At 40.2% G+C, this 19,087-nt stretch carries 15 protein-coding genes and 2 pseudogenes; 5 read left to right on the forward strand and 12 right to left on the reverse strand.

From position 1 onward, the window contains the following. Positions 1–377 precede the first annotated feature (377 nt). The 5 genes and pseudogenes from guaA to lhgO all read right to left on the reverse strand — a co-directional run. Positions 378–1,325 (reverse strand): annotated as a pseudogene (gene guaA / locus DCC39_RS16905) (glutamine-hydrolyzing GMP synthase); the annotation flags it as partial. Positions 1,326–1,390: 65 nt separating this feature from the next. Beyond that, complete coding sequence (locus DCC39_RS16910) at positions 1,391–3,553, reverse strand: transglutaminase family protein (RefSeq protein ID WP_116556079.1); 2,163 nt, start codon at positions 3,551–3,553, stop codon at positions 1,391–1,393. Continuing rightward, on the reverse strand, positions 3,534–4,775 hold the full coding sequence (locus DCC39_RS16915; protein WP_116556080.1) for a DUF58 domain-containing protein: 1,242 nt from the start codon (positions 4,773–4,775) through the stop codon (positions 3,534–3,536). The genes DCC39_RS16910 and DCC39_RS16915 overlap by 20 nt, the downstream gene beginning before the upstream one ends. Next, a complete protein-coding gene (locus DCC39_RS16920; protein ID WP_116556081.1) occupies positions 4,772–5,746 on the reverse strand; it encodes an AAA family ATPase in 975 nt (324 codons plus the stop codon). The genes DCC39_RS16915 and DCC39_RS16920 overlap by 4 nt, the downstream gene beginning before the upstream one ends. 81 nt (positions 5,747–5,827) lie before the next feature. After that, complete coding sequence (lhgO, locus tag DCC39_RS16925) at positions 5,828–7,048, reverse strand: L-2-hydroxyglutarate oxidase (RefSeq protein ID WP_116556082.1); 1,221 nt, start codon at positions 7,046–7,048, stop codon at positions 5,828–5,830. A gap of 132 nt (positions 7,049–7,180) precedes the next feature. Between lhgO and DCC39_RS16930 the strand changes: the two genes are divergently transcribed. Together DCC39_RS16930 and DCC39_RS16935 are read left to right on the forward strand one after the other, a co-directional pair. Next, a complete protein-coding gene (locus DCC39_RS16930) occupies positions 7,181–8,617 on the forward strand; it encodes a phospholipase D family protein (protein WP_116556083.1) in 1,437 nt (478 codons plus the stop codon). A 72-nt stretch (positions 8,618–8,689) separates the two neighbouring features. Then, positions 8,690–9,169, forward strand: a complete 480-nt coding sequence (locus DCC39_RS16935; protein ID WP_116556084.1) for a hypothetical protein — start codon at positions 8,690–8,692, stop codon at positions 9,167–9,169. Between the two features lie 50 nt (positions 9,170–9,219). On the opposite strand, the gene DCC39_RS16940 is transcribed toward DCC39_RS16935, so the two are convergent. Both DCC39_RS16940 and DCC39_RS16945 read right to left on the reverse strand, forming a co-directional pair. Further along, positions 9,220–9,879: a methionine ABC transporter permease gene (locus tag DCC39_RS16940; RefSeq protein WP_116556085.1), complete on the reverse strand. Its 660-nt coding sequence runs from the start codon at positions 9,877–9,879 to the stop codon at positions 9,220–9,222. Next, entirely contained in the window at positions 9,876–10,898 is a 1,023-nt protein-coding gene (locus DCC39_RS16945; protein WP_116556086.1) for a methionine ABC transporter ATP-binding protein, read from the reverse strand. Before DCC39_RS16945 ends, DCC39_RS16940 begins: the two co-directional genes overlap by 4 nt. A 232-nt stretch (positions 10,899–11,130) precedes the next feature. Between DCC39_RS16945 and DCC39_RS16950 the strand changes: the two genes are divergently transcribed. After that, positions 11,131–11,970, forward strand: coding sequence for a MetQ/NlpA family ABC transporter substrate-binding protein (locus DCC39_RS16950; RefSeq protein ID WP_116556087.1), 840 nt, complete (start codon positions 11,131–11,133; stop codon positions 11,968–11,970). A gap of 80 nt (positions 11,971–12,050) precedes the next feature. Further along, the gene (locus tag DCC39_RS16955) at positions 12,051–13,214 is read left to right on the forward strand and encodes an acyl-CoA dehydrogenase family protein (RefSeq protein WP_116556088.1); all 1,164 of its coding nucleotides are present in this window, start codon (positions 12,051–12,053) and stop codon (positions 13,212–13,214) included. Positions 13,215–13,234: 20 nt separating this feature from the next. On the opposite strand, the gene DCC39_RS16960 is transcribed toward DCC39_RS16955, so the two are convergent. Next, positions 13,235–14,374: a zinc-dependent alcohol dehydrogenase gene (locus DCC39_RS16960; protein ID WP_116556089.1), complete on the reverse strand. Its 1,140-nt coding sequence runs from the start codon at positions 14,372–14,374 to the stop codon at positions 13,235–13,237. A gap of 183 nt (positions 14,375–14,557) precedes the next feature. Here DCC39_RS16960 and DCC39_RS16965 point away from each other — a divergent pair, with 183 nt between their 5' ends. Next, complete coding sequence (locus tag DCC39_RS16965; protein ID WP_116556090.1) at positions 14,558–14,869, forward strand: thioredoxin family protein; 312 nt, start codon at positions 14,558–14,560, stop codon at positions 14,867–14,869. Positions 14,870–15,219: 350 nt separating this feature from the next. Here the strand turns inward: DCC39_RS16965 and DCC39_RS16970 are convergent, their stop codons facing one another. The 4 genes and pseudogenes from DCC39_RS16970 to DCC39_RS16985 form a co-directional block, all read right to left on the reverse strand. After that, positions 15,220–16,359, reverse strand: coding sequence for an NAD(P)-dependent alcohol dehydrogenase (locus DCC39_RS16970; RefSeq protein ID WP_116556091.1), 1,140 nt, complete (start codon positions 16,357–16,359; stop codon positions 15,220–15,222). A 27-nt stretch (positions 16,360–16,386) separates the two neighbouring features. Then, a pseudogene (locus DCC39_RS19900) lies at positions 16,387–16,635 on the reverse strand (aldehyde dehydrogenase family protein); the annotation flags it as partial. A gap of 416 nt (positions 16,636–17,051) precedes the next feature. After that, entirely contained in the window at positions 17,052–17,846 is a 795-nt protein-coding gene (nadX, locus tag DCC39_RS16980; protein ID WP_240613686.1) for an aspartate dehydrogenase, read from the reverse strand. After that, positions 17,846–19,003, reverse strand: coding sequence for an FAD-dependent monooxygenase (locus tag DCC39_RS16985; RefSeq protein ID WP_116556092.1), 1,158 nt, complete (start codon positions 19,001–19,003; stop codon positions 17,846–17,848). Before DCC39_RS16985 ends, nadX begins: the two co-directional genes overlap by 1 nt. Positions 19,004–19,087 lie beyond the last annotated feature (84 nt).

Below are 19,087 nucleotides of genomic sequence, written 5' to 3' on the forward strand. Positions count from 1 at the left end.
TAGCTTTTTTAAGATTTAATTTCCAATTCTCTAGTTTTCAGGTGTTGACATATTACCGCTGGGCTAATTAATCAATCGTTGTTTAACTATTCTGACTCGGAATAACAATCCTTATAAAATAAATTCTACTTTTAATTTCTATTTCCTTCTTCAGCTAATTGGTCCTATACTTTAACATACATTTAAATTAATTTTAATCCGGATACAAAAAAAACAATCCCTGCCAAAATTCAGTGTAAAAACAAAATTCCCCGCCAAAATGTTTTATTGGCAGGGTTTTTGGCAGGGAAATATCTTATTTTTAACTTATTTTGTCCATTTTAACTTAGGACAAATGCTGTCAAATAGGCGTTCTCTCTTTAAATCAAGTTAGCTTTTTATTCCCACTCAATTGTAGCTGGAGGCTTCGTTGTAATGTCATAAACGATCCGGTTGACATGTGGAACTTCAGTGACAATCCGTTTTGATATTTTTTCCAACACATCGTAAGGTATCCTTGCCCAATCAGCAGTCATCCCGTCTGTGGAGTGTATGGCGCGAATGCCGACAGTATAATCGTATGTGCGTGCTGAGTCTGTCATCCCCACGCTTCGAATGTTTGTAAGGACGGTAAAGTATTGCCAAATTTCCCGATCGAGGTTCGCCTCTTTGATCTCTTCTCGTAAAATCGCATCAGACTCCCGTACGATTTCGAGTCTCTTTTCTGTAATTTCACCGATAACACGGACGCCAAGCCCCGGTCCTGGGAACGGCTGCCGCATGACGATTTCGTCCGGAAGCCCAAGTCCTTTTCCAACTTCCCTCACTTGATCTTTGTATAAAGTTTTAAGTGGCTCGATCAATTTAAGGTTCATCCGTTCAGGCAATCCGCCGACATTATGGTGCGATTTCACTAGCTTTGCATTATTTGCCCCACTTTCAACAACATCGGCATAAATCGTTCCTTGCGCAAGAAATTCGATGTCTTGAAGCTTGTTCGCTTCTTCTTCGAATACATAAATAAATTCATTTCCGATAATTTTTCTTTTTTCTTCAGGGTCCGTTACACCTGCGAGCTTGGATAGAAAGCGATCTTTCGCATCGACTTGAATGACATTGATGTCGAAGCCTTCGCGGAACGTTTTCATCACACTTTGCACTTCGCCCTTCCTTAGCAGCCCGTGGTCAACGAAGATGCATGTCAATTGATCACCGATTGCTTCATGGATAAGCACGGCCACAACAGAGGAATCAACGCCGCCGCTTAACGCACAAATGACCTTTTTATCACCGACTGTCTCGCGTATTTCATTAATCGCATTTTGAATAAAATCTTGCATATACCACACCACTTTCTTCTAATTCAACGTTTCATTAATTGCGTTTATTCTATCAATCACATGTTCGATGGTCAATACGAGAGCTTTTTAATTAAATTTTTCCACAATTTTTCTATTTCCGGCCAATTATACTCCTCTTTTTTAGACGAATAAAGTTTTTCTTCATAAACCTTCGTCAATTTCATCATAAAGTGATTACCAAGTTTTTCATCAATTTCAAAGGCAAATTCTCTTAATGTTTGATGGGGCTCCCGCTTGTAGCCATGCATATCAAATAGCCAAAGAAGACTTTTATACGCATCGAAAAATTTAGATTCACCAAATCGGTTTGAATACTTGCGAAGAACCCACTGCCTGGCAAGACTCCGGTAGTATTTCATAAATAACAGGCCAATAAGCAATACCGCCCCTACTATAGCAAGAAGAGCCGGGAGGTTTATCCTAGGGAAGATCGTTTCCCTTTCTTGTCCATTTTCATTATGCTGAACTTCATTTTTTTCTTCTTCTTTTTCATCTTGTACTTGTCTATTTTCGATTTGAGCTGCAGTACTTTCAAACGTGCTGATAAATTGAAATGGGTTTTGGAAACCTCTTGTCGGTTCAAATGGCACCCACCCTGAACCCGGAAAATACGCTTCAACCCATGAATGGGCATTTTTATTCGTAATTAAATGCCGTTTTTTTCCGTCAGCAAGGATTTCTTTGAAATCTCCTTCTGTAAAACCTTTTACCCATCTTGCAGGTATCCCAATGCTCCTTAACATGACAACCATAGAGGATGAAAAATTATCACAGTAGCCTTTTTTCGTTTCAAATAAAAACTGGTCAACGTAATCGTCTTTTTCTCCCGGAATGGCAACATTTTTCGTATCATATTCAAACCCATTTCTGCTAAAGTAAGATTCAATATCTTTTGCTTTCTCATAAGACGTCTCGCTGTCCGCTGTCACTTCTCTCGCAAGCTTTTCCACACGATTTGGCAATGTATCCGGCAGCTGCAAATAGGTTTGTTGAATTTCCTCTGGATACGAGAGCCCGTCACTTTTTTTCAACTCATCGATTGAGAATGTCGGATCATCGTAAGTGAGGGTATATTCTTTCAACGTATAGTTCCTGCCGTTTTTTTTCGTAGAAATTTTTCCAGATTGCCTATCTTCTTCGAATGTAGCGTGAATGTCGGGCGTCTTAACTTTTTTTAACTGCCCCGGGTAAAAAAGAAAGGGGTAGGATAACAGGCCAGTCATTTGAATGTTTGCTTCTTTTTCTTCAATTTTAGCATTTTCTTCGTATAACGTTTTGGATGTTCCGTAAAACGGCTTCGTTTCTTCTCTTGATGATGTCCAACCCTTACCTGTGTAAACATCCCTGGTTTCGGCACGCCAATAATGTTCTGTATCGCTATCAGCGTAAAAGACTGGTGTCGTATCAAGTTCAAACGGACCGCCAAGATGCTCGTCATTTGTGCCATACCCTATTTTTTTAGTTTGGCCATTTAAACCATTTTCATCCTCCATATTTGCCAAACTTTTAATAAACGGAACGGGATCTTCCCATTGAGGTTCAGCCTTTGGAGCTGCGATGCCAACTAATGAAGCGGTGAGAATCATGACGACAACTAAACCAAACCAGGTTACGGGAAAGCGAAGGCGTGGACCAAATCCTTCATTTTCTTGAATTTTTGCCACTTGAAGCAAACCGATTAAAATAAAACCCATGACAACAATCCGGATAATTGCAAATCGTGCATCATATGGCGTAAATGTATCAATGACTGTAACGTAAATAATCGTCATAAATAAAAAAAGAAACGCATTGCGGCGCTTAATGAGCCATTGTTTCATCAAATAACCGATTAAACATAAGAGCAACAAAAATAAAAATGTCCGCGACACGTCGCCGATTGAATCGAAATTTCCGCTAACAAGCGAACGAAATAAATCATTAAGTTGTGATAGAAACGATTCCAACCATTGAAGTTTAAAAATGGATCCAGAAAAATACGTATGATGGATTACGAACAAGATTGCAATTAAATTAAACGGAATCGTCAACCAAACTGGAGCGTTCAAATAGGATAGAAGAAACACAAAAACCGTAAACAAAAGAAGGATGCGGAAAGAGGCAATCTGGCCGACTTCCTGAAGGGGCAAGAGCCACTCCCAAAACAAAAAGAAACCAAGTAAAAACAGGATAAATGAATAGAAGTCAGGCCGTTTACTTTTTAATTGCTTCACCTTTATCACCCGCCTCTTTCCTTCGTTTCGGCTCCTCGTGCCAAATCACGTACACATTCACACCTAACGCTTTCATCTTGTTTACAGATGACTCAATAATTTGCCGCTCTTTTCCCGCTTTTGCATGCGCAATAAAAAAAACATCAACTTGAATGTTTTTAAAGACAAATTGTTTACATTGCATGACCAGCTCATCTGATATTTTTGTTGTAATAAATACATAATTATATCCTTTTGAATAATGAACAGCAGCTTGCCTAACGTGTTCCGCAAATGACATCTGGCGATTCGCTTCTACTTTCCCTAATAAATAGTATAGTTGCCGCTCATAATCGCGGTGGCCAACCACCCGAATGTGCGATTGTTCCAATTCAGCCAGTGAAGGCAGAACAACGGAATTCCCGTTTCGAATGGCTGCAGCCACGAGAGACGCAGAAAGACTAACAGCCTCTTCAAATAAATCTTCCTCATTCTTTTTATAACTTTCTTGACTATCATCCAAAAATAAAACAACACGATCGCTTGCATGTTGTTCAAATTGCTTCGTCAACAGTTTGTTGCGCTTTGCTGTGGCCTTCCAATCAAGCCATGACATGCGATCGCCAGCAACATAATCACGAACCCCAACAACGACAGACGCTTCATTCTTTGTTCTCCGCATGAACGAATTGGACGTTCCCGAAAACCCTTGGCTTGCAAGTTTCCAATCAATCTTTTGGACTTTTGGAAATACAAACAGCGGCTGTTTCTTTTTGATTGTTATTTTTTTTTCAACAAATCCGAACAAGTCCCCAGTTTTTATCGTAACATTTGTGAACAAATGATCTCCCCGCGGAAGTGAAGGAATGTGATACGTGTAGTGCATGTTTCGTTTAAAAAAGGGGAAAAATAAAGCCTTTGTTCCCTCTTGTGCTGTCACATGCTTCTTCAATCTACTCGTCATGCAATCTTCAATAATGACGTAAAACAATGGAAAATAAGACTTTCGAATGTGTAGCGTCACTTCTAATGGTTGCCCAGCTTGCAATAAATCAGATGAAAACGTCCTCTCAATTTGAATGTTTCTTAGCGGAAAAATTGCAATAATGAATGCATAAATGAAAAGCGGCATGACGCTGTAAAAAAGAAACCAGCTGACAAAACCACCTTGAAACATGGCATAAGCATACATCATCACTGCAAGGAGTAAGATGAATAGCCATTTCACCGCGCGTTTTATCATGAAAGGTGACGTTCCTTCATAACAGGGATGGGGATTTTCTCAATTAGTTCAACAATCACTTCCTCCGCTATTTTTCCTGAGAAGGCTGCTTCTGAATGAAGCACAATCCGGTGCGTAAATACATGTGGAATCAAATATTTTACATCATCGGGAATGACGTAATCACGGCCACGTATATAAGCAAGACTCTGTGATGCCCTCATTAACGAAAGCGATCCTCTCGGACTCACGCCAAGCGCAACAAATGGGTGATTTCTCGTTTCGTTTACGACGTCAACAATGTAATGCTTAATCGCCCTATCGATAAATATCTCTTTTACGTTCCTTTGCATCTTCACTAATTCAGAAAGGGCAATAACAGAAGATACCTCGTCAAACGGATGGGTCCGTTCGAAGCGATTCATCATTTCAATTTCTTCTTCATGTGTCGGGTAACCCATGTTTAATTTTAAAAGAAATCGATCAAGCTGGGCTTCTGGCAACGGATAGGTTCCCTCATATTCAATCGGATTTTGCGTTGCCATAACAAAAAATGGATGGGGGAGCATGTGCGTCGTTCCATCTACAGTAACACTTCCTTCTTCCATTCCTTCAAGCAGAGCGGATTGTGTTTTAGGCGATGTCCGGTTAATTTCATCCGCAAGAATGATATGCCCCATTAATGGGCCTTCTTTAAATACGAATGTTTGCTCTTGCTGGTTATAGATGGAAAGACCTGTTAAATCAGAAGGAAGCAAGTCAGGAGTAAACTGAATCCGGTTAAACTCTGCACTTACAGATTTGGCCAATGTCCGAACAAGCAATGTTTTGCCAACACCTGGTACATCTTCAAGCAACACGTGGCCTTCTGCAAGCAGCGCTGTTAAGCTCAGCTCGACTACTTCACGTTTGCCAATAATAACTTTTTCAATATTCGTTATAATCTTTTCGATTAACGGCTGAATCGAGTCAAAAGCGATCGATTTCCCCATAGCCCTTCCTCCAGTACTCTTCAATGTGGACAACTGAACGATGCCTCAGTTTAGTTTAGTATATCAAACAATGCCTGATGATTACATGGTAACTTGCACATGCGTCCTGCCTGCTATGCGTTCTGATATCCGGTTGACAATCTCATTTCCGATCATGATTGATGCTGTGGCTGCTGGCGATGGTGCATTACAGACGTGCAGCGAGCTTTTTCCCGGAAAGATCGCGAAATCATCTACCATACTTCCGTCATGCTTAAGTGCCTGAGCCCTCACCCCAGCTTCTGTCGGAACAATGTCGCTTTCATTCAGCTCAGGAATAAGCCTCCTCAAACTATTAAGAAAAGCTTTTTTGCTGAAAGAACGGATTAATTCTTTCATTCCTTCTTTCATATTTGGCATTGCCAATTTCCAAAATCCAGAATATGACAATACCTCCACTAAGTCTTTCACATCAATGTTTTGCTTTGAATACCCTTCCCGTTTAAAAGCGAGAACTGCATTCGGTCCCGCATGCACTTCGCCGTTTATCATTCTCGTAAAATGAACCCCCAAAAACGGGAAATCGGGATTCGGCACTGGATAGATTAAATGGTTTACGAGATAGCGCTTTTCAGGTGAGAGCGTGTAGTATTCCCCTCGGAAAGGTACTATTTTCATATCCGTATACAGACCTGCCATTCTTGCAATTCGATCGCTTTGCAGGCCGGCGCAATTTACGAGAAAGCGAGAATGAATGGTTCCGCGGTTTGTCTCGATCACTACTTCATTTTCCGTCTCGGCGATTTTCTCAACGGTTGTCGATAAGCGCAATTCGCCTCCTCCGTCTCTTATAAGCTCTGCAAACTTATGAGCCACTTGAACGTAATCGACGATGCCGCTATCTTTTACTTGAATCGCACCCAATCCATTAACATGCGGTTCAATTTCTTTTAATTCGCTGCTATCAACCTTTCTGACTTGGAGCCCATTCTGTAATCCCCGTTCATAAAGCCTGTCTAATAGCGGAAGCTCCGCCTTCTCAGCTGCTACTATTACTTTTCCGCATACATCATAGGTAATGCCATGTTTTTCACAAAAATCTACCATTGCTTTATTTCCTTCTTTAGCGAATCTAGCTTTGAAACTGCCAGGTTTATAATAAATGCCAGAATGGATAACACCGCTATTATGCCCCGTTTGATGCGTCGCCCAATCCGTTTCTTTTTCAATAATCACGATACGGGAATTTGGAAAACGGTTAAGAAAGGACATCCCAGTGGACAACCCAACGATCCCTCCGCCGATAATTGCGAGATCGAACATACGATTCCCCTCCTATTTTTTCTTTTACATAAATTATTAACGATCCAGCGACTGATTCCAAGAATTTATTTGCAAGTTTTTAAAAAACAGATGCAGGGAATAGACTTCTAATTACGGATTGGAGATGCGGCAATGGATAAAGTAAACAAAAGAAAAATATTCATCTTACTTATTAGCACTTTTTTGCTGATTTATATCATGACCATGATTTATCAAATAAAAAAGCCACTTCCTGAAGGATTATCCTATGAAGGAAAAATTCACAACGCAACAGAAGAAGATATTCGTTTTCTATTTGATTTGACATATAAAGACGGAAAAGAAATAAAGGTTGACCAACAAATTTTTAAGCAAGTTTTTAACACAATCAATGAAGCGGAACAGTTTATCGTTTTAGATTTCTTTTTATACAACGGCTATTACGATAAGGAGTTAAATTTTCCCCCGCTAAGTGAAACATTGACTCACAAGCTAATTGAGAAAAAGAGAAAAAATCCGAACATGCCAATTGTCTTAATTACAGATGAAATAAATACGTCTTACAACTCTCATAAAAATGAACAATTCGAGAAGCTAAAAGAAGCCGGTATTCAGATCGTTTTTTCCGATTTGGATAAACTGCGTGATTCCATCCCACTTTACTCAGCTTTTTGGCGTATGTTTTTCAAGCCTTTTGGCCAGGAAGGCCAAGGCTGGCTTCCAAATATGATGGCCAATCAAGCCCCGGATATGACATTACGCTCATATTTAAAACTATTTAACATTAAGGCAAATCATCGCAAAACAGTTGTGACAGATAAAACAGCCCTCGTTCTTTCCGGAAATCCACACGATGCAAGCGCCTACCACTCAAACATCGCGTTCGAATTAAAAGGATCAATCATTCGTGATCTATTGGCGTCTGAACAAGCAGTAGCCTCCTATTCCAATGGACCTCAACTGCCTTCCGCCTCAAGTGTCGAGAAGCCCGAGGGCGACCATACCGTTCAATTACTCACAGAAGGAAAGGTGTTAAAACATGTCCTGCAAGAAATTAAAGAAACTAAGGCTGGCGACGAGTTATGGCTTGGAATGTTCTATATTGCCGAAAGAAAAGTAATAGATGCCATCTATTCGGCATCTGAGCGCGGAGTCAACATCAAGATGATTTTAGACCCGAATGAAAATGCGTTCGGCAATAAAAAAAGTGGATTGCCAAATCGACCCGTCGCTCGCGAATTTAACGAAAAATCAAGCGGAAAAATCAATATTCGATGGTATAACACAACAAACGAACAATATCATCCAAAATTGATGTATATAAGAAAACAAAATCAAGCCGTCATAATAGGAGGTTCGACAAATTTCACCGCTCGGAATCTTGACGATCTTAATCTCGAAACAAACGTCAAAATTTCAGCCCCTCTCAACTCTTCCATTACGAGGGAAACGAACGATTATTTTAACAAACTTTGGAACAACGAAAATGGAGATTTTACCTTAGGCTTTGACAAATACCAAGACACATTGACACCTCTTCAGCGGATCATATACGCCATACAAAAAACCACAAGATTTACGACATTTTAATATGAGGTTTATGATGTAATCGATAAAGGGAAGGATCTTGTTAAAAATGTCTCTAACATAAGGAGATGCATCATGTTTACACTTCATGATATGGGAACATTCGCTTGGGCTTTTTTTATTACACTTCCCCTTACAATTATCATCCATATTGCCGGACATGCTTTTTTCGCTTTTCTTTTTGGAGCGAAGCCAAAGGTGGAAATTGGCAGTGGAAGAAAACTAATAAAAGTAAAGCACGTACAAATTCGCCATCTTTATTTTATCAATGCTTCCTGCAAATATGACTCAATACGAAATGAAAAAAGATGGAAACACGCACTGATTTATGCAGGTGGTTCCATCTTCAACCTTTCTTCCATCTTTGTTGTGAACGGCTTGATCCATTTCGGCATTTTTCAAAAGCATCTTTTCTTTTATCAATTTGTTTATTTCTCGATTTACTTCATCTTCTTCTCGCTTTTGCCAATCCAGTATGCCAACAATTGGGCCAGTGATGGAAAAGCAATCTATGAAGTTCTTCGACACGGTAAAATATACAATGAATTGGATTAGCCTACTTTTTCGACATATTGCCCAGGAAATATGTCTTAATTTTTCTTATTTTAATTTCTTCTCGCCTTGCGTGCAAGAACATTCCCTAATGATTGGATTCCTTGTACAAATATGACGAGTACGATCACAGTAGAAACGACAACAAACGTGTCAAATCGCTGATACCCATAAACGATCGCCAAGTCCCCGATGCCGCCCGCGCCGACTGCGCCAGCCATTGCAGTAGCGCCAATTAGGCCGATCGTTGCTGTTGTAATACTTAAAATAAGCGAACCATAGGCTTCGGGCAATAGAAAATAACGTATAATTTGATAGGGTGTTGCCCCCATTGCTTCTGCGGCTTCGATAATTCCCGGATTGACTTCAAGAAGCGAATTTTCAACGAGCCTGCCGATATAGGGGGCAATATAAATTGTTAAAGGTACAATCGCGGCACTTGTACCGATTGAAGTCCCGACAATCAATTTTGTAAAAGGAATGATGGCTACAAGCAAAATAATAAAAGGAACAGAGCGGATAATGTTAATAATCGGGTTTAAAATCCCGTATATCCATTTATTTTCGATAACCCCTCCCGGTTTTGTGACGACCAAAAGTACGGCAAGTGGAATGCCGATAATCGAACCAAGAAGCAAAGAAATGCTTACCATGTGAATCGTTTGGTAAATGGCTAACATAAATTGATCAGACGTGATCGAAGTAGAAATCATGATGAACGAACCTCCTTAACAACTACATGATTCTTCTCAAGAAAACGAACCGCTTCGTCTAGTTGAAGGGCCTCAGCTTCTAACTGAACAATCATCGTAACGAGTAATGCCTCTTGAATTTCAGTTGTATTCGCGTAGAGGATATTAATTTTAACCCCGATTGATTCAATCATTTCGTTAATGACTGGTTCAGATGTGCTTTGATTCATAAAATCAAGCCTAAGCAAACGGTGGTTTTCCCCTGTTTTAATTGCCTGTTTCACACGATTCGGAATTTCATTTTTAATGACAGTCCGAACGAAGCTTTTTGTCGTAGGATGCTGCGGATTGCCGAACAGTTCAATAACAGGCCCTTGTTCGATAATTTCGCCTTTTTCCATCACAGCCACTTTATGGCAAATTTGTTTCACAACATCCATTTCATGTGTAATGATCAACATCGTAATATTGTATTCTTCATTAATTTTCTTTAATAGATTAAGAATCGAATCCGTTGTTTGTGGATCGAGTGCAGATGTCGCTTCATCGCAGAGTAAAATGGATGGGTTCGAAGCAAGCGCCCGGGCGATTCCTACTCTCTGTTTTTGTCCTCCCGAAAGTTCATTTGGATAGTTTTTCGCTTTATCTTCTAAGCCGACAAAAGACAATAGCTCATTGACTCTTTCATTTATTTCTTGTTTTTTTCTTTTACTGAGAACGAGTGGCAATGCCACATTATCAAAGACTGTTTTTGATTCTAGTAAATTGAAATGCTGAAAAATCATTCCGATATCTTTCTTTTTTTCCCGAAGTTGATTCGTCGTGTAAGAAGAAAGATCGGTTCCCTCAATGATGACCTGTCCTTCAGTTGGCTTTTCGAGGTAATTCACGAGACGAATTAACGTACTTTTTCCAGCACCACTATAGCCGATGACTCCAAAGATTTCTCCCTTTTCAATTTTCAAATCTACGTTTTTCAAAGCGGTAATCGATGTATTTTTCCGCTTATAAACTTTTGTTATATTTTTTAATTCAATCATGAGTTAACCCCTCAAATTCATTTTGAATAGTATATGCCAACGATTATTCACGTCGTTCATTCAAAATGCAAAGTATTCTTATATGATTTATTCAAAAAGTATCGTACCTTTTTTCTTCAAACCTGTCAATTCACGCGATGACAATAAAACGTTTGACGAAAAAATGAAATGATGGTACTGTTTTATTATTCCTATTGGTTAACTAAGCATTAAAGAAGAAGGGGATTGAACAATGAAAAAACTATTCATCGTCATGCTTTCAGCTTTCTTATTGGTAACTGCCGCAGCCTGTGGTAATAAAGACAAAGAAGCTTCAGGAAATAAAGAAGAAAAGAAAGAAATTACGGTTGGATTTGGTGTCGGTACGTACGAAGATCAATTTCGAAACGGGATTTTGCCTATTTTAGAAGAAAAAGGATACAAAGTAAACATCAAAACATTTTCACAAAATATGCAAGTGAACCCCGCTATGGATGAAGGGTCAATTGATGCGAGCATCTTTCAAAGCACTGCATATATGGAAGGAATAAACGAGGAACAAAACATGAACATGACGGGAATTGCTTTTGTTCCAACAGCCCCACAAGGTTTGTATTCGACAAGACACGCTTCATTAGATGAAGTTCAAGACGGAACAACGGTTGCATTCCCAAATGACCCAGTGAACCAAGAACGTGCAGCACGTATTCTTGAAGAACTTGGATGGATCAAAGTTAATGAAGATGCTGGAACAGTAGACTTTAACATTAATAGTATCAAGCCAGGCAAGTATGATATCGATGTGAAAGTTTTAGATCCTGCGCAAATTCTTGTGTCGCTTGATGATGTCGATTTCGGTGTTGTCAACGGCAACTATATTGCCAATGCAGGCCGAAAAATAACCGAAGCTTTAAAAATAGAAAATACACCTGAACAACATCGGATTATTGTATCAATTAATCAAGAAAATGAAGACAGCCAATGGGCGAAAGATTTGAAAGCGGCTTATGAATCACAAGAATTTGAAGCGTATATAAAAGGTGAAGATAAATACGATGGGTTTATCATGCCTGAAGCTTGGGAAAATAACTAATTTAATCAAAACGAAAAAGAGCCGCTCATCATTTTTTGGCGAGAGGTTCTTTTCGTCGTATGAAGAAAGGTGATACGTGCATGGATGCTTTTATAAAAACGGAAGAACAAAAACGACTAATTGAAAAAATAAACGAGCTTCAACCCGTCTTTCAGGAAAGAGAAGCTGAACTGGATGAGCTCGGCTCATTCCCTTTTAAAAATATCGAAAATTTAAAGAAAATCAATTACCATACATTAACATTGCCAAAGGAATACGGCGGCCAAGGATATGGGTTGTACGAGTTTATACTCGCTCAAGAAGCGATATCGGAAGGTTGTGGTTCCACTGGTTTATCGATTGGATGGCATAATGGAATCGTCCTCGAATACGCAGAAAACCGTCACTGGCAAGGACTTACGGCCGACTGGCTTCTAAAAGAAATAAGCAAAGGAGCCCTTATCAATACATTGGCTACGGAAAACAATGCCGGAAGTCCGACCCGTGGAGCATTGCCGCGAACAACATCCGTCATAGATGGCGAAGAATTGATCATCAATGGTGAAAAAACTTATGCTTCCCTTTCACCTGTCCTTGATTATTTTCTTGTCACTGCAACAAATGAAAAGGAAGAAGTTGACACTGTTGTCATTCCGAGAGGAACGCCAGGCGTCTCCATCAATGAATCATGGGACATGTTGGCAATGAGAGGAACAGCAAGCCACACGCTCGTTTTGAATCATGTGAGAATCCCTAAAGACTATGTTTTGAAAAAGCATGGGCAAGCAAAGCCAAAAGCGATGGGCTGGCTTCTCCATATTCCAGCTTGCTATCTTGGAATTGCCGCCGCTGCAAGAGCTTACGCCGTTAAGTTCGCCGCGTCTTATGTTCCTCTTTCACTCGGAAAACCAATTGCAGAAACGCCAAACATCAGGCAAGCAATCGGTGAAATGGAACTGGAACTCTCAACCGCAAGGCATCTTCTTTATGGGACAATCGAGCGGTATGAGCACGCCAATAATAAAGAAAATTTAAATGAAGCCCTTAACATTACAAAAATTGAAGTGACACATAAGGCCATTAATATCGTAGATAAAGCGATGAAAATCGTTGGTTCGCGAGCCTTATCCGCCTCAAACCCGATGCACCGCTACTATTTGAACGTAAGGGAAGGCTTATATAACCCTCCAATGGAAGACATGATTAAAGCCCAACTTGCCAATAAGGCGATAGAATCTTTCTCAAAGCAAAACGTTCATCAATAAGGTGAGCGTTTTTTCTTTTTTTAAGGTTTTAACACAACTTTGATACAACGATCTTCCTTGTTGTTAAAAATTTTGTAAGCGGCACTTGCTTGTTCAAGCGGCATTTTGTGCGTGATGATTTCTGTCGGATCGAGTTCGCCTTTTGTAATCATGTCATACAGCATTGGCATATAATGGACAACAGGAGCTTGTCCCATTTTAAGTGTGATGTTTCGTTCAAACAAGTTGCCAAGCGGGAACATATTATAAATTGAACCGTAGACGCCTGTAAGTTGAATCGTTCCATATTTCCGTACAGCATTTTTAGCAATTTCTATTGCGCTCAACGTTCCACCTTGCAGCTTTAACTTTTGTTCAACCATTTCAACGGCTGATTTCTTGCCATCCATTCCGACACAATCAATGACAATGTCGGCACCACCGCGAGTCAACTCTTTAATATGGTTTCCGATATCATCAAATTGCTCAAAGTTAAGTCCTTCCACCTGATTCATTTTCACAGCTTTTTCGATTCGGTACGGGAGATAATCCACCGCGATGACCCGTTTTGCACCTTTCATCCATGCAAATTTTTGCGTCATTAAACCGACCGGGCCACAGCCAAGAACAACAACCGTATCGCCTTGCTTAACGTTTGCACTTTCGACACTCCAATAAGCTGTCGGTAAAACGTCAGACATAAACAGTAACGCTTCATCCTCCAGCTCGCATGATTCCGGAACGACAAATGGAGTGAAATTGCCATAAGGCACCCGCATATATTCTGCCTGTCCACCAAGATAGTCGCCATAGCGTGCAGTATAACCGAAATAGCCCCCCGAATCGACGTGAGGATTCGGGTTGGCATTGTCACACTGGCTTTCCATATCATTGTTGCAGTAGAAACATCCCCCACAAGCAACATTGAATGGAATAACAACTCGGTCTCCCTTCTTTACCCTCGTAACATCGGATCCAACTTCTTCGACAATCCCCATTGGTTCATGGCCTAAGATAAACCCTTTTTCAGTCATCATTGAACCAAGGTACATATGCAGATCAGAGCCGCATATCGCTGTTGATGTGATTCTAACAATCATATCGTCAGGTTTTTCAATTGAGGGAGCTTCCACCTTTTCCACTTGTATATCTTTCGTCCCTTGGAATGTTACTGCTCTCACCTGTAAACACCTCCACATTTCAATATTCTACTTATTCCCTTTTGAAGGTGAAATCATTCGAGCAACCATTCAACCCGATGGAAAGTGCTTATGGAGAGTGAACAAATTTCATAATTTGAAAAAACCAAGCGTTACGTCTACAATTTAGTTATCAAAATCATATCGCAGTTGGAGGAGATCAAGGTGAAACAACTATCATCAGTCGAAGAATATAATCAATTAAAAGATCAAGGAAAACATATCTTCCTTTTCACAGCTGATTGGTGTCCAGATTGCCGGGTTATCGAACCAGTCTTGCCTGAAATTGAACAAAAATTTTCAGAATATGAATTTCTCTCGGTTGATCGCGACAAATTTATTGATCTTTGTGCAGAGTTGGATATTTTCGGCATTCCAAGCTTTATTGCCTATGAAAACGGAAATGAGCTTGGCCGCTTCGTAAGCAAAAACCGAAAAACCCAAAAGGAGATTGAAGATTTTATTCAATCGCTTTAAACATACTAACTTAGTAGTACAGACCATGTCATGGTTTGTGCTACTATTTTTTTATAGTAAAAGTGAAGAATTGTTGACGGGAACTTTCGCTTTTTCCAGTGCGGCTGCGCGGTCAGATTTTGCTTTCAAAGCGTATTTCCTACTGTAAAAAAATGACTTGTTTTTTATATACTGTCTTTTTTTATCTTTGCGAAAACAAAGCCAATTCAAACGGCACCTAAGCCAAAGAATGAGGATTCGACCGATGGACAACTATCCCTAGAATATATCAAAAAGAAAAATATTTTAAATAGGGTACTCTCAGGACCTACATTTCTTGACGCTACCCCAAGTATAAGATATAAATTTTGTTATTTATTAAATACCAATGGTTCATCTTTACGATAATTTTCATCGATAATTAATATTGGTTTTATCGTTTTCCCGCTATTAGAGTCTGCAGCTGCTTGATTAATGTCATTGAATTTATAAAACTTCACCAATTTATCAAATGGGAATTTTCCCTCTTTATAGTATTGAATTAGCTGCGGAATCGCAATTTGCGGAACTGCGTCACCCATTAAGACACCGATTAGCTTACGATTTTTAATTGCTAAATCTCTAAAAGTATTTAATTCCATTGAATCTTTTGATACGGCTACAGGTGCACTGACACCACCAATTGCCAGAACATCAATGGATGCCTTCATAACTGATGGGATACCTGTAGTATCGACCGAATAGTTAACTCCTGAGCCGCCTGTAATCTCTGCTACACGCTCCGCCAAATTCTCAGTTCTGCTATTTATTGTATGTGTTGCCCCAAGCTCTTTGGCTGTTTCTAATCGAGCGTCATGAATATCAATTGCGATTATCGTTGAACAACCTTCAATTTTTGCTGCCATGAGTGACCCAAGTCCAACTCCTCCTGTGCCAAATACAGCAATGGATGAAGAGGTTTTTGCTTGTAACCCATTCACTACAGTGCCAAATCCCGTTAACAAACCACATCCTAGAGGACCAACGAAACGCAAATCGACTTCTGGCTCAACTTTAATTAAGTTATTTACATTTGTAATTGTATATGTGGAAAAGGAGCTTTGTGAGAAAAAGCCCGACACCGGTGTCCCATCTGTTTTAAAAAAAGTATAACTTCCATCCGCACGGGCACCGCTCACATTTAGAGTTGTCCATTGATTACAGGATGAAGGATGACCTGTACGGCAACTCGGACAGGTACCACAGTAATTGTAAGCCATTATCACTTGATCACCCACATTAAAGCCTTTAACCGCGCTGCCAACTTTTTCAATTATACCAGCGCCTTCATGACCGATTACAGCAGGCAAAGGACAAACTGAACGACCATTACGTACTCCTTCATCTGATTGGCAAATGCCAGATGCAACCATTTTTACGATAACTTCATCAGGATAAAGTTCACCAAGTGTTAATTCCTCAAGCTGGTAATCTTCATTAGTACCATTGACAACTGCAGCAGTAATTTTCATCATAAATCCCCCTCATATATTTTTCTCTTATTTTTTCTTAATCATTACAACCTTTGTATTCGTATACTCCGCAAGTCCATCTCGGGAATGCTCAACACCTATTCCAGATTGTTTGTGTCCCCCAAACGGGAATTTCGGCGAAAGAACGTGTGCTTCATTAATCCAAACCGTACCTGTTTCAATCCGGTCTGCAATCGACTTGGCAAGCTCAAGATCTTTACCCCATACGGAACCCGCCAGTCCGTAGATTGTGTTATTTGCCCTTTTAATTACATCCTCATAATCACTTTGAAACCATCTCTATTTCCCCCACTTTTTTAAAATTTGCGACATTCGAAGGTCATGAATTTCCTAATGTATGCACTACTGAAATGGTATACCACTTTATTCCTAAAAGGATATTATCATAAGCTTTTTTAATACTCAAGTTATTTTTGAATAATTTGTTCTTATTTGAAAATTTACGAAATCTTTTTGACTCCTTTATACTGAAATAACTAATCTTTTCCCTATGACAACTACCCTTGCATCTGCGCTTCACATAATTGGAGAACCGTATATTTCTGCTTACTATTTGAAAATATGAAACGCTAGATTTTCAAGAGAGAGAATTAAAAATGAAATCTTTAACATCTATCGAATCTTTTACGAAAAAGCTATGCAAAAAACAGCAGAAATGCTGTTTTTTTCGATTACCCTATAATTGTTTGTTCTCCCATTGATTTCAACAAAGACAAAATACTTAACGCAGTTAAATAGCTTGTTTTAGGATTGCCCGGCATGGCATGATTTGCAATCTGCAATTCAAACTCTCCAAAATCCCCGCGCGCTTTTATCGTATGGATGTTTTTGTCAATTTGGGGATCAGCGACGATTTGTACGTTCGTTTCATTTACGCCGATTCCCGCCAATGAGAGAATGATAGCGACATTTATATTTTTAGGAAACTTCGAAATGGCTTCACTCGCCTTGCCTTTGAAAATGATCGTTTCTTTTTCAACCGTTTCACTGAGAAGAGCTTTAGCAGGCTTGCGCGTAATGAGCGTTACTTCCTGGAGACCGCCGGACACTTTTGCCGCTTGAATCAAATCGAGCCCGCCGATTGCTCCGGAAGGCAGGATCATTTTTCGGTTATGCTCCTTTGCAATCGATTCAAGCTCTGTGTAGAATGCCCGGTCAACTAACGCGCCCACGCTTATAATCAGCAGATCCTTTTTCGTTAAAACGATCGGCGCATAATGCCGAACTGCCTCGACATTTGCGCATTCGACAACAACATCCATTTCCAAACTCAGAAAACGATCCGCGTCACTGAAAAAAGAAAGATCGTACGTATCCGCAAGCTTTGCCAATTTAGGCTGAGACTTTTCCCTCTCATCAAGGACAGAGACAATTTCTACATTGGGAAAAATCTTTTCCTGATTGATTTTCTCAAGTAAAAAATGGCCGATTGCACCGCAGCCAATTAACCCGACTTTAATTTTCATCACTCCGTTCCACGCAAATCCGTTTCATGCACAAACTGAAACCTTTTTATTAGAAGGCTCTTTGGAACAAATTTAAACAACTTGTTCCGCACCCATATCACCGTTTTGTTTTCAAGCTGTGCACCGGCGCCAATCCGCCTTGACATCGTAATGATTTTCTTTGTTCGCTTTATTCGTTTTTTCTCATACGTTTTAAATGCGTCTTGAAAATTTTTATGACTGCTTAAACAGTTAGCTAGAACAATGGCATCCTCAATCGCCTGGCCTGCCCCTTGCCCCATATTCGGCGTTGTCGCATGTGCCGCATCCCCGAGCAAGATGATACGCCCAAACACAAACTGGTTAAGCGGCTTAATGTCCAAAATATCATGGTGAAGCAGGCGTCCATCGTCAGTTTCTCGTATGAGTTCGGACACTCTTGGAGAAAACGAATCAAAATGCCGCGCAACGTCCTCCACACGAAATTGCCTATACTTCTGATCGTTCCTTTTTGCGTTTACGCACGCAAACCAATAGACCCGTTTATTTTTTAGCGGAACAATGCCGAAGCGCCCTTCCTTCCCCCATATTTCCGTTGACGTTTGCTTATCATACGGAATATCAGTCTCATCAACAACTCCTCTCCAGCACGTATATCCGGCATAACGAGGCACGGAATTCGGGACCAACTTTTGCCGAAATAGCGAATGGATGCCATCAGCCGCAATGACATAGTCACCTTCAGCAACGGAGCCGTCTTCAAATGTCACTTCTGCGCTTTCTTCATATTGGCGAAAAGCAATGCATTTCTTATTTAATTCGATTGTTCCCGGACGAATCGCCCTATACAGCTGCTCATGAAGCTCTGCCCGGTGAATGGCGACACTGTTTACCCCTTCCTTTTTCGAAAGAGCCTCAACATCCATTTCATTTAAAAGCCTGTCGGATGAGTCGCGAAAATCCAATATTTTTAGAGGGTTGCCGAGCTTGTCGATTTGTGCTCCTATCCCTGCCTCGTACAGCGCTTTTAAAGCGTTTGAACCGACGCCAAGCCCCGCCCCGACTGGCTGCAGATGGCGGGCCGCTTCAAACAGCTTAACGTAAAATCCTTTGCTTTCTAGCATTAAAGCCGCAGAAAGCCCGCCAATCCCTCCGCCGATAACAATTATTTTCTTCATAAAGATTCACCTACTTAAAGGATACAGGCACCGGGGGAAAAATCAAAACCACCCGTGTGAACGGGTGGTTTGCTCTACGGCTGA

It is taken from the genome of Pueribacillus theae (genome assembly GCF_003097615.1).
Classification (GTDB): domain Bacteria; phylum Bacillota; class Bacilli; order Bacillales; family UBA6769; genus Pueribacillus; species Pueribacillus theae.